Origin of the sequence: Sorangium sp. KYC3313 (assembly GCF_052075895.1) — a bacterium.
Taxonomy (GTDB): domain Bacteria; phylum Myxococcota_A; class Polyangia; order Polyangiales; family Polyangiaceae; genus Sorangium; species Sorangium cellulosum_B.
Genome location: NZ_CP197255.1, coordinates 5,474,463 through 5,490,028, shown reverse-complemented (window position 1 = coordinate 5,490,028; position 15,566 = coordinate 5,474,463). Strand labels below are relative to the sequence as shown.

Annotated in this window: 9 protein-coding genes; 5 read left to right on the top strand and 4 right to left on the bottom strand. The window is 71.1% G+C overall.

What is annotated here, in order from left to right; translation table 11 throughout:
* Window positions 1-654: 654 nt before the first annotated feature.
* The 3 genes from ACSRUE_RS21515 (at window position 655) to ACSRUE_RS21505 (ending at window position 6,633) form a co-directional block, all read left to right on the top strand.
* Entirely contained in the window at window positions 655-1,161 is a 507-nt protein-coding gene (locus ACSRUE_RS21515; RefSeq protein WP_437791504.1) for a hypothetical protein, read from the top strand.
* Window positions 1,162-1,393: 232 nt separating this feature from the next.
* The gene (locus ACSRUE_RS21510; RefSeq protein WP_441292628.1) at window positions 1,394-2,989 is read left to right on the top strand and encodes a carboxypeptidase regulatory-like domain-containing protein; all 1,596 of its coding nucleotides are present in this window, start codon (window positions 1,394-1,396) and stop codon (window positions 2,987-2,989) included.
* 110 nt (window positions 2,990-3,099) lie between these two features.
* Window positions 3,100-6,633: an AgmX/PglI C-terminal domain-containing protein gene (locus ACSRUE_RS21505; protein WP_441292627.1), complete on the top strand. Its 3,534-nt coding sequence runs from the start codon at window positions 3,100-3,102 to the stop codon at window positions 6,631-6,633.
* Between the two features lie 7 nt (window positions 6,634-6,640).
* Here ACSRUE_RS21505 and ACSRUE_RS21500 read toward each other — a convergent pair whose 3' ends face one another.
* Window positions 6,641-7,681: a Gfo/Idh/MocA family protein gene (locus ACSRUE_RS21500; protein WP_441292626.1), complete on the bottom strand. Its 1,041-nt coding sequence runs from the start codon at window positions 7,679-7,681 to the stop codon at window positions 6,641-6,643.
* A gap of 404 nt (window positions 7,682-8,085) precedes the next feature.
* Here ACSRUE_RS21500 and ACSRUE_RS21495 point away from each other — a divergent pair, with 404 nt between their 5' ends.
* Window positions 8,086-8,856, top strand: a complete 771-nt coding sequence (locus ACSRUE_RS21495) for a hypothetical protein (RefSeq protein WP_441292625.1) — start codon at window positions 8,086-8,088, stop codon at window positions 8,854-8,856.
* A gap of 169 nt (window positions 8,857-9,025) precedes the next feature.
* Here the strand turns inward: ACSRUE_RS21495 and ACSRUE_RS21490 are convergent, their stop codons facing one another.
* A complete protein-coding gene (locus tag ACSRUE_RS21490; protein WP_441292624.1) occupies window positions 9,026-12,031 on the bottom strand; it encodes a PEP/pyruvate-binding domain-containing protein in 3,006 nt (1,001 codons plus the stop codon).
* Between the two features lie 674 nt (window positions 12,032-12,705).
* Between ACSRUE_RS21490 and ACSRUE_RS21485 the strand changes: the two genes are divergently transcribed.
* Complete coding sequence (locus ACSRUE_RS21485; protein WP_441292623.1) at window positions 12,706-13,023, top strand: hypothetical protein; 318 nt, start codon at window positions 12,706-12,708, stop codon at window positions 13,021-13,023.
* A gap of 225 nt (window positions 13,024-13,248) precedes the next feature.
* On the opposite strand, the gene ACSRUE_RS21480 is transcribed toward ACSRUE_RS21485, so the two are convergent.
* Together ACSRUE_RS21480 and ACSRUE_RS21475 are read right to left on the bottom strand one after the other, a co-directional pair.
* The gene (locus tag ACSRUE_RS21480) at window positions 13,249-14,469 is read right to left on the bottom strand and encodes a lanthionine synthetase C family protein (protein ID WP_441292622.1); all 1,221 of its coding nucleotides are present in this window, start codon (window positions 14,467-14,469) and stop codon (window positions 13,249-13,251) included.
* 56 nt (window positions 14,470-14,525) lie between these two features.
* Complete coding sequence (locus ACSRUE_RS21475; protein WP_441292621.1) at window positions 14,526-15,353, bottom strand: SDR family oxidoreductase; 828 nt, start codon at window positions 15,351-15,353, stop codon at window positions 14,526-14,528.
* Window positions 15,354-15,566: the final 213 nt, after the last annotated feature.

The following is a 15,566-nucleotide window of genomic DNA, read 5'->3' as shown; positions in this document are numbered from 1 at the left end:
CGTCTACGAGGCCCGAGGGCGGCCTCGCACCGCGGGGCCCCTGGCACGGCGCACAATGAAGGACACAAGCGCACATGGAACCGGCCACGCTGGACGGGGCCTTTTGTGCGCTCAGCGTCGCTCAATGAAACACGCTGGACATGTCTGACAATGCTCCTGACAAACAGGCGCATTCTCGGCTGGACGACCCGTGGCGCGCTTTGGGATGTTCCAAGATTGTTTAGTTTGGGTGCAACCACGGTGATCGCCCGAGCTGTGGCGCGCCGTCCACGCGTTTTTCGCTTGTTTAATGTATTCATTCTTTCTCCAGGACTTGCTCGTTGGGAAATGAGGGGTATCGTCAGCCCCGTCCGATTCGAGGAGTTCCTGTCCAAGCCGATAGGATATCCGGTTCCATAGGGGCGTACTTCGGAGTGGGCCGTCGTGGCGTGCTCTCTCCGCTGACGCCACGCGCCGTGAAGTCGATGGCAAAGGGCGAGGCCTAGGGTGACCTTCGCGCGAGCTCCTCGCCAGACATCACCGGTGCAGCGGTCTTCGGTCAGCGCAGGGCTCCACGAGAGCAGGCGTATCCGTCGCTCTCCGTGGGGGGTTATCGCCGCGCGTTCATCTCAAGGCGTACGTTCCACAGGGCACGAAACACAAGGAGTTGTTCTTATGAAGAAGCTCGTTATCCTCGCCGCGCTCGCCACCATGTCGATCTCGGGGAGCGCCATGGCAGTTGCCCGGGGTGGTCCCGCGCGCGCCATCCTGATCGAAGGGGCGTCGGCCGGCACGGCGACCTTCAACGCCGTCATCAATGCCAACGGCCTGAGTGACAACCTCCTGGCCCCGAACGGGACATGCCTCATCAGCATGACCTGGACCAACCCCAACAACGCGGCACAGTCCCGCTCCTGCACGGTCCGCGAGGTAAAGACGACCACCAACCCCAACTGTCCGAACATGGACATCAATACCACCATGTATGCCGGCTCTGGCTTCAATACCAACTGCAGTGGATTCAATCAGTTCGGCATGGCATTCGGGCCCCAAGGTGCAGGCTTTACCACCATCAGCGCCTCCATCGTCCTGGGCGAGACGGCACTCGGCACGCCGAGCTTCGGCGGGACGTTCCGGGATCCGTTCTCCTTCGGCTTCATCCAAGGCATCACGATCAACTAAGACCGAGCGCCGCCCGACGCGCCGCCATGCGGACGTCGGGTGCGCAGATCTCCCGGACCGCGCCTCGCGGCCGGGAGATCTGCTCGCTTGCGCCCAGCGATCATCGCCCGTGTCAGCCGCTGCCTTGCCCGAGGGCGAGCGGGAGTCGCCCCCCTAGGGCCCTGCTCCTCGTCATCGTGACATCGCAGCGAGCGCCGCAACCCCCTCACCCTGATCGGATGGAGACGTTCTCATGCAACCGCCTGTCCTGCATCACGCTACTCCCCGCCGATGGCCGCTCTGGTGCGCGCTGGCGGCGCTCGCGCTCGCCGCCTTCCTGCTCCTCCGCCCGAAGCTCGACGCGCCGCGCGCCGCGCTGCCCGAGCCCGCCCTCCGCTCATCCATGCATCAGCAAAAGTCGGGCTACGTCAACCGTGCGCGATGGGATCGCCCCGCCGCGCCCCCGGACCAAGCTGCCCCGGAGGTGCCGCCGATCTCCGGGACCGTCTACGACCTGAGCGGCGCCCCGGTCGCCGGCGTCACGATCGCCGCGACGACGTTCGACGTCGCCGGCAATTTCCCCACGACGGCCGCGTCGGCCGAGAGCGATGAGCACGGGCGCTTCGAGATCCGCGCCCCGAACGGAACCTACAACCTCGTCAGCAACAAAGAGGGATACGGCCCCATGCTCGTCGTCGCGCACAGCGGTGACGATGTCGCCCTGCTGATCCCGAGGAGCGGGATCGTCGAGGGGCATGTTTACAACGAGCGCAAGGAGCCGATAACGCAGTTCACCGTGGACATCGTCGCGCTGTCCCCCGACAGCACGGCAGCGCCCGCGCCCCTCTGGTCGAAGCGCTTCGACGCGGCGGACGGGGCCTTCCGTGTGGAGCAGGTCCCCGGCTGGCCGGTCTTCCTCAGGGTCACGGCGGCCGATTACGCTCCTGTCTTCTCGGCGCCCGTCCATGTCGGGCCCGACAAGACCCAGAACGTCGAGCTGACGCTCTCGCGCGGGTGCACGCTGACGGGGACGGTTCATGACGAGAATGGCGCGCCGCTCGCCGGCATCTTCCTCGATGCGGAGACGCGCTTCATCACGGGCTCGGCGAGCCAGGGGTCCATGGATGCCGCGAGCCAGGCCCAGAGCGATCTCGAAGGGCGCTTTCGGCTAGAGCGTGTCCCTCCGGGCGAGATCCTGGTCCGCGCGTATGACGGCGGCTATGCCGCGACGACGGCCCAGGTCCAGGTCGCGCAATGTGACGCGCTCGACCCGATCCAGCTCAGGATGTCCAGGGGAGGCAGCGTCGCCGGCGTCGTGCGGGGGAGCGACGGCAAGCCTGTCGCCGGCGCGCAGATCATGGCGTCTCACCGGAGCATCGGCTTCGTGAACGCGGTGACCGACGCCGAGGGGCGCTATCGCTTCGAGAAGCTCCCGGCGGCCGTCATGCGCCTCGAGCTGGTGGCGAAGTCGCAGCGTACCGTGGTGTACGCCAACGTGAGTGAGGGGCAGGTCGTCGAGCGGGACATCTCTCTTCCCGCGGACAGCGCGGGCGAGATCCGCGGGCGCATCACCAGCGGCGGGAAGCCGCTCCGGGGTGTCCAGGTCGTGGTCGCGTGCAACCAGGGCGAGCCCGGGCTCGACATGCGCCACGTCACGACGGGCAACGACGGGACCTATCGGGCGACAGGGCTGCCGGATGGCGCTTACATGGTCATGGTCTCCTCGGCGGTCGAGGGCACCTCGGCCGTCGTTCGTGACGGCGGCGTCGCGCAGGCGGATCTGGACGTGGCCGGGCAGCCCCAGCCAGAGGAGGACTCGGTGGCTCCGGCGCACTTCACCGGCGACTGAGCGGCGCGAGGCGGGAACCTCCGGGCCGCCCGGGCTGTCGATCGCCGTGCCCCACCGCTCGCGGGCCCGCGCTCAGGCGCGGCCCGCCGCGCAACGACCGGAGATCCCCCGTGCCCAGAGCCCTCCTCCGCAGCCGCGCTGCGCTCGCCGCGATCGCCGCCCTCGTCCCTGCCCTCTTCAGCTGCGCGGACAGCCCCTCGCCGCCCGCCACCCCCGCCACGCTCTCGGGCGGGCCCGGGGCTGGCGCACCGCGCCCCCTGCCCGCCGCGCCGGCGGTCGCCGTCGCGGCGCGCCGCGCCGAGGCCGCGCCCATCCGGCTCACCGCCGCGGACGGCACCGGGCTGCGCCTCGTCGCGCTCACCGGCCGCGCGGTGATCGAGGCGCCGCTCGCGCTCGCCGAGCTGCACCTCACCTTCGAGAACCCCGAGGATCGCGTGCTCGAGGGCACCTTCAGCGTGACGCTGCCGCCCGGCGCGAGCGTCGGGCGCCTCGCCATGAAGATCGACGACCGGTGGCAGGAAGGCGAGGTCGTCGAGCGCCAGCGCGCGCGCGAGGCGTACGAGGATTTCCTCCACCGCAAGCAGGACCCTGCGCTGCTCGAGCAGGCGGCGGGCAACGAGGTGAGCGCGCGGGTCTTCCCCATCCCGGCGCGCGGCGTGAAGCACATCGTCCTGTCGTACTCCCAGGAGCTCCGCCCGGACGCGCCCTTCGCCGTCCCCTTGCGCGGCCTGCCCACGGTGAGCCGCCTCGACATCGAGGCCACCGTCGCCGGCGCCGCGGCGCCCGTCCACGCGCTGCGCCGGAACGACGCCGCGCCCGAGGCCGATTTCGTGGTGGATCCCGCGCGGCTCACGTCGATCGAGGCGCGTGGCGGCCTGCGCAGCGGCGAGCTCGTGCTCGCCCGCGTGAACGCGCCGGTGGACGCGCGGCCCGATCCGCTCGCCTCCGCGATGATCCTCGTGGACACGAGCGCCTCACGCGCGCTCGGGCTCGAGGAGCAGCTCGGCGTGCTCGCGGCCCTCGCGCGGGCGGTCGCCCAGGCGGGCGGCCCGGGCGCGCCGCTCACCGTCGCCTGCTACGACCAGGCCGTCACCCCCGTCTTCGACGGCGCGGCGTCGGCGTTCGGCGAGGTCGAGATCGCGCGCATCCGCGAGCGGCAGGCGCTCGGCGCCTCGGATCTCGGGCGCGCGCTCCGCTGGGCCGGCGAACGCGCGCGCGCCCGCGGCCAGCGGCGCGTCGTGCTGCTCTCCGACGGCATCGCGACGGCGGGCGAGGTCGCGCCGGGCGCGCTGCGCGGCGCCGCGGCGGCGCTGCGAGGCGCGGGGGTCGAGCGGCTCGACGCGGTCGCGCTCGGCGGCCTCCGCGACGAGGCCGCGCTGCGGCAGCTCGTCGCGGCGGGCCTGCCCCGCGACGGCGCCGTGGTCGACGGCGCGCGCGGCGCCGCCGAGATCGAGCGGCGCCTCGGCTCGGCCACGCGCTCGGGGATCGCGGTGAACATCGAGGGCGCGCGCTGGGTCTGGCCCCGCACCCTGAACGGCGTGCAGCCCGGCGACGAGGCGCTCGTCTACGCCGAGGTGCCGGCCGAGCTGCCCGTCCGGCTCACGGTCGACGGCCGCACCACGACGCCCGACCTCCGCGGCGTGGAGCGCCCGCTGCTCGAGCGCTCCTGGGCCCGGGCGAAGATCGACGGCCTCCTCGCCCGAGAGGGCGCCGGGGGCGACCAGGACGCGATCCGCAAGCAGATCATCGACCTCTCGATCGCGCACCGGGTGCTGAGCCCGTACACCGCGCTGCTCGTGCTGGAGACCGAGCACGACTACGCGCGCTTCGACATCGTCCGGCGAGGGCTCTCCGACATCCTGACCGTGGAGGGCGGCCGCGTCGCCGTGCAGAGGCGCTCGCGGCCGCAAGCCGGGAAGCCGCCGGCCCCCGCGCCGGCCCAGAGCCCGGTCGCCGGCGCTTCGCCTGGCAAGCGCGCCGAGGTGTTCTCCGAGCAGGGAGCCGGCGTTTCCCCTGGCGAGAGCGCTGCCCTGCGCCCTCCCCCGGCGCCGCCGGCGCCCCCTGCGGGCGCGGACAGCCAATACACCTTCGGCGCGGACGTGCTCGCGCCGTCGGGCGCCAGCGGGGTCGCCGGCGGGCTCGGGCTATCGGGCGTCGGCGAGGGCGGCGGCGGCCGCGGCGAGGGCATCGGCCTCGGCGAGATCGGCACCCTTGGCCACGGCAGCGGGCCCGCGGCCGGGGCCGCGGCGCCCGCGCCGAGCGCCATGTCGGCCACGGGCACCGGCCAGGGCTTCGGCAGCGGGCACGGCCGCCTCGCCGGCGACCACCGGACCAGGGCGCCGCAGGTCCGCGCGGGCGCCACCCAGGTGAGCGGCCGCCTCCCGCCGGAGGTGATCCAGCGCATCGTCCGCCAGAGCTTCGGCCGCTTCCGCCTCTGCTACGAGCACGGGCTCCAGCGCGACGCGGGCTTGCAAGGCCGCGTCGTCGTGCGCTTCACCATCGACCCGCGCGGCGCGCTCGTCAACGCGCGCGACGGCGGCTCCGATCTGCCCGACAGCGCCGCGGTCTCCTGCGTGGTCCGCGCCTTCCGCGACCTCACCTTCCCCGCGCCCGAGGGCGGCAGCGTCGACGTGGTGTACCCGCTCCTGTTCTCGCCGCCCCCGAGCGGCGCGCCCGCGCCCGCGCCGGCCGCGGCCGACGACGCCGCGCCCCCTCGATCGGAGCCGTACGCCGGCCGCTTCAAGCAGATCCACGACACCCTCGCCCGGGGCGACGCGCCGGCCGCCGCGCGCGACGCCCGGGCCTGGCACGCCGAGGCCCCCGGCGACGTGCTCGCGCTCGTCGCGCTCGGCGAGGCGCTCGAGGCGGCGAGCGACACGCCGGGCGCCGCCCGCGCGTACGGATCGCTGATCGATCTGTTCCCGGCGCGCGCGGACCTCCGCCGCTTCGCCGGCGCGCGCCTCGAGCGGCTCGCGGGCGGCGCCGGCCTCGAGCTGGCGGTCGACACCTACGAGAAGGCGCGCGAGCAGCGTCCCGACCACCCCGCGAGCCACCGCTTGCTCGCGTTCGCCCGCCTCAAGCGGGGCGAGCACGCCGCCGCCTTCGACGCGCTCGCGGCGGGCGTCGCGCGGCGTTACCCGCCGGGGCGCTTCGTGGGCGTGGAAAGCATCCTGCGCGAGGATCTCGGCCTGGTCGCCGCGGCGTGGCTCAAGGCGGAGCCCGCGCGCCGGGCGGCCATCCTGGCCCGGCTCGCGAAGGCCGGCGCCGCGCTCGAAAGCGCGCCCTCGCTCCGCTTCGTGCTGAACTGGGAGACCGACGCCAACGACGTCGACTTCCACATCCGGGACGACCGCGGCGGCCACGCCTATTACGGCGACCCGGCGCTGCCAGGCGGCGGGCGCCTCTACGCCGACGTGACCACCGGCTACGGGCCCGAGTGCTTCACCATCCGCGCGCCCCGGGAGCAGCGAGCGAGCCGGTACACCCTGCAGGCGCACTACTACGCGCGCGGCCCGATGGGTTACGGCATGGGCAAGCTGCAGATCGTCGACCACGACGGCAAGGGCGGTCTGACCTTCGACGAGCGCCCCTTCGTGGTCATGACCGACGGAGCCTTCGTGGAGCTCGGCGCCGTCACGCGCTGACGCGCCGCTAGACCCTCTCCCAGCGCCCGCTCTCGACGGAACGGAAGAGCGCGTCGATGACCCGCATGTTGCCCACCGCGACCTCGATCGAATTCTCGACCGGACCGCCCGCGCGGATGGCGCGCGAGAACGCCTCGCTCTGCAGGTGGTACTGGTCGACGGCGGGGAACGAGGTGACCCTGGCCGAGCTGCAGTTCAGCGTCGAGCCGTCATCGAGGAAGATCTTGCACGGCTGGTCGGCGGGGGCGTTGAACGGGATCTCTATCTCGAGGCGTCCCCTGGTACCGAGCGCGTTCACGCGCTGGTAGGCCACCGCCTGCGTGCTGCACGTGAACGTCAGGTGCGCGCCGCCGTAGTCGACGAGGCCCGAGGTCACGCGATCGGTGCCGAACTCGGGATCGCGCTCGACGAGCGCGATCGCCCGCACGGGCTCGCGTCCGAACAGGAAGCGCGACGTGTTCACCGCGTAGCAGCCGATGTCGTAGAGCGCGCCGCCCCCGACTTCCTTCTTGTTGCGGATGTTGGTCGCGTCGCGGTTGAAATACGAGAACGCCGCCTGGACGCTGACCAGATCGCCGATCTGGCCGTCTCGCACCCGGTCCCTGGCCTGCTGCCACTGCGGGTGGTTGCGGATCATGAACGCTTCGGCGATCAGCTTGCCCGTCTCGCGCTGGACGTCGACGAGCGCCTCGGCGTCCCTGGCGCTGAGCGCGATCGGCTTCTCGCACAGGACATGCTTGCCGGCGCGGGCGGCGCGCGCCGTCCACGTCACGTGCAGGTGGTTGGGCAGCGGGTTGTAGACGGCGTCGATCTCCGGATCCTCGAGCAGCTCATCGTAGCTGCCGTACGCCTTCGGGATCCCGAGCGACCGCGCGGCCTCGCGCGCCTTGCCGATGTCGCGCGACGCCAGCGCGGCGAGCTGGGTCAGCGGCCCCCGCTTCATGCCGGGCAGGCTGACCGTCAACGCGAAGTTGCTCGCCCCGAGGACGCCCCAGCGCACGGGGGTGATGAATTTATCGGACGTCGGACCTTCGGCAGATGTGGACATGGGCACCTCGCTGCTCGCGAAACTAACGGTCGACGGCGCGCCTGTAAACGCTCAGCAAGCACCGGCGGAACCGCCGAGGCGCCCCCGCACCGAGCGCCGGTCGATCTCCTCGCCGCCAACTCCTCGCCGCCAACGACGTACCCGAGATCGACCAGGGGCGGAACAGGCGAGACAGAGGACGCCATCGAAGTCCCCCTCACGCTCCAGACGTCTGTCCGTCAGACCTCACGCCATTACTTCGACCCGCTCACTCGACACCCTCAGCAAACTCTGCCATTATTACCAGAATTGCAGCCTTTCAGTGGGGGACTGATATGGCTCGAAATACCATGGTAGGTCTGATACCGCTCATCGTTCTGGCCGGAACCGGATGCGCCGAGGACGGAGAGTGGCTGGAAGAGCCCTTGGGCGAAGCGCAGAGCGCGCTGGAGGGCGACAATGCGCTCAATCCCAACGCGCTCAATCCCAACGCGCTGAACCCCAACGCGCTCAATCCCAACGCGCTGGCCATCGGCGCCTTGAGCATCATCTCCCTTGGCTCGCAGGCGCTTACCGCGATCCTGGACCCCGGGCCGAACGGCGCGATCTCACGCGAGCACCTGAGGTACGCCGTCGAATGCGCCCTCGAAAGCTCGCAATCATTCCGCTTCGGCTGGATCGACGCCTCTGGCGTCTATCACGACGAGATCTACACAGGCGTGCTCGGCCTCGCGAGGAGCTGGGCGTGGGACCCGCTGGATGGGGACGGACAGCGCTGGGTCTCGGCGTGCCTCGCGGCGCGCACCAACTACTACAGGGTCTCCGTCGCGCTCTCTTCGCGTGGACCCACGAAGGCGATCAACAAGCAAAACTCGCCGGAGGTGTCCACGTTCACGAGGGAGGAGGGCGCGTTCTGGGGCAACATCTACGGGAGCTCGCCGGCGCTCTATGCCTGCCATGTTCCAGAGAACGATGCGAGCTCACGCGCGGCGCTTCGCGACTGCGCCGCCGGGCACATCGACGAGACGACTGGCGCCATCCAGCCGTGCGGGGAGATCCAGCTCCTTGGCCCGTGTAGCAGCTATTGCGACCCCATTGCCCCCAAGAACGGCATCTACCACCCTTCCTGCTCCACGGATCCGGCGAACCGCCCGGCCACCAGGAGCTTGCATCCGATCACGGTCTTCCTCGAATGAGAGGATCTACAGCGGTTTCCGCCCACCTCAGCACCATGCAGAGCAGAGCGGCGGTCACCCGCACAGGAGACGGGCCCAGATCGGCGTTTTCGGCGCGCAAGCGCACTCCGGTGCGCTGAGCACCGAAAACGTCGAGGTGGGCCCGTATCCGAAGCGGGTGACCGCCGCTCTAGTATTCGCGGCAGTCGCCGGGCGCCTCCAGCGCGCCGAAGCCGTAGGGCCGCGCCTGCTTGACCAGCAGCCGGCGCTCCGGGCCGATCAGCTTCCATTCGATCTGCATCGCGTAGAGGTGGTTCTCCCCCTCCGGGTCCACCAGCGGCCGGTAATGAGCGTGGACGGACTCGAGCACGCACCCGAGCCGCTGGACCTCCGGGAACGACAGCACGTCGCGCCCGCGCGACAGGCTCGAGCGCGTGTGGTACTCCGCCTTGATCGTGCGGGGCGGCGGCGTGTACACGATCTCGTCGCTGGTCACGCCGGGCGCGGGGTTGGTGACCGAGGCCTCGCCGATCTGCGCGTTGATGTAGTACTGGCTGTCGCGGGTGGCGTCGAGCGCGTTGCGGCTGATCGCCACGCCCTGCGCGCGCTCCGATTGCCAGGCCTGGTGCACCAGCACGGCCATGGCCGCGCGCGCCTGCTCGACGTGGCCGAACTCGCGCTCGTCGTAAGCGCGCGTGTTCCACAGGCTCGACCAGACGGTGCGCAGCGCGTCCTCGATGGAGCTCGACTCGGCGTCCAGGTCGCCGCTCGTCGACGTGTGCAGGCCCGCGCCGTTGAAGGTCGCGAGATCCTCGGTGTTGCTGCTGCTGCGCAGGCGCACGCGGTCGCCGCCGAAGCGCTGCTCGATCGCGCCCGTGACCTCGCTCAGGATCGCAGGGTCCACCGGGTGCGCCAGCATCCGCGCCCGCACCTCGGCCAGGCCCTCGGCGTGCGCGTGCGGATCGGCGCGGAACTCGGGATCCTGCTCGAGCTCGGCGAGGAGCTCCGCCGCGCCGCTCGCCTCGAAATGATCCATGTAGTGCGAGAACGGGATCGCGAACGCGGCGGGCGGCACGTACAGCGGCAGCAGGTCGAGCGGGCAATACTGCCCCACGCCGCTCACGCGGTACAGCTCGGCCATGCCTGCCGCCTTGGCGCCGATGCTGTCGCCCATGGCGTAGCCCGCGGCGTCGAGCGGCACGATCCCGCGCACGGAGCGGTCGAGCGCCGGCGCGAGCCGCGCGCCGGTCGGCTTGCGCTTCTCCCAGTAAGCGTCCGCCTCCTGCGCGGTGGCCTCGCGGATGTCGAAGTCCGACGCGCGCACCTCGAGCCGCACCAGCTTGCCGAACAGGGCCTTGAGGCGCGCGTCGCCGCGCGCGCCGCGCAGGGCCATGTTCGGCGTGCCCCGGCCGCGCGCCAGCACGTTCACGTGCGCGAGCGGCGTCTGGAACGCCTCGGTGATGAGGCCGCCCATGAACGCGGTCTCGTTCGGCACGTCGTCGGTCACCACGATCACGTTCGGCCCGAGCTCGGCCGTCTCCAGATCGCGCGCCGGGACGAACGTCAGCGTGCCAAAGCCCTCGGCCGGGTTGAGCGACTGGTACGTGAGCCCCTTGTACGGCGCGTTCGGCCCCACGATGGGCGCGGTCCCTTCGATCGCCCGCAGCTCGATGATCTGGCGCCCTTCGGTGGGCCGTATCGCCCACGCCTCCGGGTCGGGCACCGCCTTCATCGCCGCGAAGAACGCGCGCCGCATCTGCTCGCCGACGATCTGGTCGCCGGGCGAGAACTCGACGGTCTTGGCTCCGTTGGTGTGCTCGACCAGCGTGCCGAGGAGGTAGCGACGGCCCTCGGACCGGAAGTACTCGGTCTGGCTGAACAAGCCCCAGCCGACGTTGAACTCCGCGGCTTGCTCGGGATCGCAGCGATCGAGGTGGGGCTCCTTCCGGATCTGCTCGCGGACGAACGTGTAGTGGAGCGCCCACTGGCGCGTGCTCAGGAGGTGCACCGTGTCGTTCGCGGCCATGTCGACGACGAACTTGACGCCGAGCTCACCGACCGCGGTGCCGCCCTCGGCCAGCTCGGCGAAGTCCGCGGCCGTCTCCAGCCGGTGCGCGCGCCCGCTCGCGAGCTCCCGCCCCGGGAGCTCGGCGCAGCCCTCGTTCGCGGCGCCGGGGCTCGCCGCCCCGCAGAAGCGCGGCGCCCCGGTGGCGTCGGGCACGCGGGCCAGCGACGCGCCTTCGGGCCAGGCCATGAAGTCGACGCGATCGCTCGGCTCCGGGCTGTCCTCGCGCCACAGCGTCGCCACGCCCTCGAAATCGGGCGAGGCCTCGAGCTCGGCCGTGTCGCTCGCGCCCACCGGGACGCTCAACCGCTCCCCGGGCGCGAGCGTGGCGGACGGCTCGGGCCACGCGAGCAGCACGCCCGCATCGGCGCCGGGCGGCGCCTGCCCCGGAGAGAGCGCCGCGAGGCGCAGCGCGAAGCCGTCGAGCGCGACGGGCGCGCCGCTCGCGTTCAGCACCTCGACGAACCCCGCGGGCCGCAGCGAGAGCTCGGAGATGACCAGCGGCCCGGCGATGGCCGGGAACGGCTCGGGCCACTGGAAAGGCGCGAAGCGGATGCTGTCGTCGAGGTTCGGCGGATCCGGCGGACCGCAGGTCTCGCCGTTCTCTCGCTCGGGCGTGGCATAGCGGCAGATCGACAGCTCGCCCGTGCCGTCGGGCAAGCGCGCGTAGCTCTCGGACCGCGGCAGCTCCGGCACATTCACCAGGTCGGCGAGCAGGCACGACGACGACCACAGCGCCACGCGCGCGCCCGAGTTCGAGAGCTTGAACGGCAGGTGCAGCGGGCCCTGCTCCGGCGTGTCGTCGGCCCAGAACAGCGCCGTTCGCCCCGGCCCGAGCGTCAGCTTCGGCAGCCGTGTCGCCTTGCCGGACTTGTCGCTCAGCGCGTACTCCCCGAGATCGAGCGCGCGCTGGCCGATGTTCATCAGCTCGATGAAATCGTCCGTCTCGCCGACCTCGTCGACCCAGGCGCCGTCGTTGCCGGTCATCACCTCGTTGATGCGAAGATCGCCGCTCAGCGCAGGCGAGGCGGCCACAGGAAGCTCGAAGTCGCACACCTTCGTCTCCGGTGGGTGCTCCTCCGCCGGGAGCCGGGTCTCGCCCGAGCAGCCGACGCCAAGGGCGAGCGACAAGAGGGCCGCACCAATGCGCGGCTGGGACAAAGGGTGAACGTGATCGCTGGGTGAGCGCTCCATCATGCGTGCTCCCGTCGTTCCTGCACCGTCATGCCCGCTCCGCCAGCACGCGGCGTGCCGCGCGCACCGGCGCCTGGCGCGACGCAGAAAGCTCGTGGAATCCAGTGCTTCGGCCGCGCGGCGCGGCTCGCCGTGCGCCGGGCTGTGCCAGCTCCTGCGCCGTCACCGCCAGGGGGCCGCGCCGGCTGACACCATCAACTGCCCATTCGGCCGGCGCGCGACTTGGATGCTGGCTTCAGCTCTTGTAGCCTCGCGCGCATGCGTGAAAGCGTGCATGGACGAGTTGCTTTGATCGCTCTCCTCACCTGCGCCCTGGCCGCCTGTTCTGAGCCGCCGGCCGGCGAGGACGGCGCAGGCGGCGGCGGCGCGGGTCCAGCCGGCAGCGGCGGCTCCGGCGGCGCCGCGGAGGCCAGCTCGAGCGCGGCGGAGGGCGCGACCTCCAGCGCCGCGACGGGCGCCGGGGCCGGCGGAGGAGGAGGAGGAGAGCCCGAGGGCGAGTGCGGGAGCGTCTCGGAGGTGCCGCCCGACCTGGGGTTCGACCCTTTCTACGAGAAGTACGTCGACGCCTCGGGGATTCCCGTCATCAGCTCCGAGAAGGTGCCTGACGCGGCGTGCACGAGTTCTCGCACGCCATCGCGATCATGGGCATCGCCTTCGTCGAGCCGACGTTCAACGGGGAGCTCGAGGACGTGTTCGATGCCGCGCTCCAGGCGGGGAGATGGGAGAACACCTACGCGGCGACGAACAAGGACGAATACTGGGCCGAGGGGGTCCAGTCCTGGTTCGACGCCAACACCGAGGCGATCCCCACGAACGGGATCCACAACGACATCGACACCCGGGCCGAGCTGCGCGACTACGATCGCCCGCTCCACGACCTCATCGCCAGGTACTTCGCCGACGACGCGTGGCGGCCGAGCTGCCCCTAATTCCGTCCGCCAGGCGTCCTGGCAATGAATCCGGAGAGAGAGAATTCAACGCCAAGGCGCAAAGACGCAAAGACGCAAAGACGCAAAAAAAAAAAAAAAAAGAACAGATCTCGTGTATCTTTTCGTCTTTGCGCCTTGGCGCCTTGGCGTTACTCTCTCTTCGTTCGCGAGATCCGCTCCAACACCCGCTGAGCCAGGCGTGACCGCAGCGCCTCCAGGGCTTCGCTACGCGGGCGGATAGAAGACATCGAGCGTCGGGAAAGCCGGTTTGGCGCGGATGCAGTCCCAGAGGTAGACCGCGAACCCCAGATCGCCCGTCCAGAGCGAGTAGCGCAGCTGTCCATACCGGCGCGCGTCCTCCTGCGTCTGCACGATGCCGTGCATCGCGAAGGCGCGCGCGCGATCCAGCCAGAGCGCGTCGCCCGTGCGCTCGTGGAGCTTGAGGAAGGCGTAGCCGTTTCCGCCTGTGCCATGGCAAAGGTTGGAGCCTTTGCAAAGAGGCCCGGCCGCCCACGTCGCCTCGCCGGCGGCCCACAGGAGCTCGTCGAGCGTGGGGCTGGGGAGTTCGGAAAGACAGATGACGAAGCCGGGCGCGCCGTGGCAGAACTGCATCAGCCGGGGGTACGGGGCATCGCCTTGTAAAGCCAGCTGCGCTGGCCAGCTGGCCAATCTGCCTTCTCGCGTGGCTGTCCGCCCGATCGTGGTGGCGATGGCCTGCTCCCAGGCTGCCCAGTCGCCGGCGTCCAGGAGGTGCCGGCCATGGAGGAGCGCACGCGCGGTCGCGACGAACCCGTGGACGGCGTCGAGATAGGTGCTTCGGCGGCCGTAGAGGTCTTGCGACCAGTAATGACAACCGTGCTCGTCGGACCACTGAAGCTGCGACCAGAGGCGCGCGGCGGTGCGGCGGAAGAGATCGGCCCAGCGCGCGTCGCCGAAGCGCTCGTGCAAGAACGACGCCGCCAGCATGGTGCCGGGCGCCCCCCACATCAGCTCGCGCGCCGGGTGATCGAGGTTGCGCTCGATGAGGGCCGCGAGCCGGTCGGCTCGTTCCTCGGTGGGCCGCTCGCCCTGCGCCATCAGGAGGATGGGCGTGTCCCCCATCATGAACGCGGCGCTCTCATCGCCCGGCATCGAGGCCAGCCACGCGCGGTTGCGTGGCAAGAGCGCGTCGAGCTGCTCTGTAGTGCGCCTCGCGCCCGGCGCCGCCCCCACCGCATGCAGGTAGCGCAGCGCCCAGATGACGCCTGAAGCGCCGTGGTAGAGCGGCAGCGCCGGCTGGCTCGGGTCGTCGCCGGGCGCGATGTCCTTCGGGTGCAGCGGCCAGTACGCGTCTTCCGAGGAGCGCGCCTCGGTGTCGCGAACGATGCCCTGGATGGCGTCGCGCGCGACGTCCTCGTCCCATGCGACGGAGTTCAATGCCTCGTGGCGTTCGGGTTCGTGCAGCATCGGTGCCTTTGCCTGCTCTGCGAGCGTCGCGCTCGACCGCGCGCCGCGGCGGGGCGCTACACTGCCAGCCCCTCGGTCAGCGCCCAGAGCCGCTCCTGCGCGGCCTCGTCGAGCGCCGCCTCGGCCGCCGGCTTGATGCGGCTCTTCTCGAAGTACTCGCCCGTCACCCCGGCCAGCTCCGGCGCCGTGGCCGCATGCAGCGAGCACTCGGCCCCTTGCTCGGGCGTGAGCAGGAACAGGTTGAAGAGCTTCATCAGGAGCTTTGGATAATCGCGCATCAGGTCCGTGCTGACCACGCCCGGATGGACGGCGTTGACCGTGACGCCGGTGCCCTCGAGCCGCCGGGCCAGCGCCTTGGTGAAGAGCACGTTCGCGAGCTTCGACTGGCTGTACGCCGCGGTCGTGCCGTACTTTCGCCGCTCGAACTGCAGGTCCTCCCAGTCCATCCGGCCGCGGTAGTGCAGCTTCGAGGACAGGACCACGACCCGCGACGGCGCGCTCTTCTTCAGGAGCGGGAGGAGGTCCTGCGTGAGCAGCCACGTCCCCACGTGGTTCACCCCGAACGTCGCCTCGAGCCCGTCCTCGGTCGTGCCGCGCGCGCTCCGCCACACCCCGGCGTTGTTCACCAGGACGTCCAGGCGCTCGTGCGCGGCGCGGAAGCGCTCGCCGAAGGCGCGGATGCTCGCCTTGCTCCCGAGATCCAGCGCGATCACCTCCACATCCTTGCGGCCGGTGGAGCGCGCGATGTCGTCGCGCGCCGCCTCCGCTTTGCCCGTGTCGCGGCACGCCAGCACCACCTTCGCGCCGCGCTGCGCGAGGCCGCGGGCCGTCTCCTTGCCAATGCCCGTGTTGCCGCCGGTGACGATGCAGACCTTCCCGTTCATGGAGCTCCTCTCTCAGGTTCCAGCGGTGGGCGCAAGGCGCAAGGTCACCGCGCGCGCGCCTCGCCACCGAAGACGCCAGGGAAGCGGAGGCGCCCCTCGCCTCGTGCCGGCGCAACGCCCCTGTCCCGCGAAACTCCAGCGAGAATCGCGACCCCCTTGACGTGGACGCGCCCCCAGCTTCTCCTGATTCTCTATGCTCAGCCTAACAGTATC

Excerpts from the sequence above, each read along its gene's own strand:
- ACSRUE_RS21515 (WP_437791504.1), top strand. The coding sequence starts at position 655 with ATGAAGAAGCTCGTTATCCTCGCCGCGCTCGCCACCATGTCGATCTCG.
- ACSRUE_RS21510 (WP_441292628.1), top strand. The coding sequence starts at position 1,394 with ATGCAACCGCCTGTCCTGCATCACGCTACTCCCCGCCGATGGCCGCTC.
- ACSRUE_RS21475 (WP_441292621.1), bottom strand. The coding sequence starts at position 15,353 with ATGAACGGGAAGGTCTGCATCGTCACCGGCGGCAACACGGGCATTGGC.
- ACSRUE_RS21480 (WP_441292622.1), bottom strand. The coding sequence starts at position 14,469 with ATGCTGCACGAACCCGAACGCCACGAGGCATTGAACTCCGTCGCATGG.
- ACSRUE_RS21500 (WP_441292626.1), bottom strand. The coding sequence starts at position 7,681 with ATGTCCACATCTGCCGAAGGTCCGACGTCCGATAAATTCATCACCCCC.